This is a genomic window from Robertmurraya sp. DFI.2.37 (genome assembly GCF_029211245.1).
Taxonomy (GTDB): domain Bacteria; phylum Bacillota; class Bacilli; order Bacillales; family Cytobacillaceae; genus Robertmurraya; species Robertmurraya methanolica_A.
This window is the reverse complement of record NZ_JARGEJ010000978.1, coordinates 1-255: the sequence shown is the minus strand read 5'-3', so window position 1 is coordinate 255 and position 255 is coordinate 1. Positions and strand designations below refer to the sequence as shown.

The window sequence follows — 255 nt, the reverse complement described above, 5'->3', positions numbered from 1 at the left end:
CGAACAAGCAATTAAGCAGGTCAAAAGAAACAAAGGTTCTGCAGGTATGGATGGTATGACTGTGGATGAGTTAGCTCGATATATGGTGTTAAACAAGGATGAAATGATTCGTCAAATCCGAAAAAGAGAATACCAACCACAGCCAGTCCTAAGGGTTGAAATTCCAAAATCAAATGGTGGAAAACGCTTATTAGGAATTCCAACTGTCCTAGACAGAGTTATTCAACAGGCGATTGCACAAGTACTGACACCGAT

The 255-nt window shown here is 40.4% G+C and carries 1 pseudogene; it reads left to right on the top strand.

The features are described 5' to 3' along the window. Positions 1 to 255, top strand: a pseudogene (locus tag PZE06_RS34325) (group II intron reverse transcriptase/maturase); the annotation flags it as partial.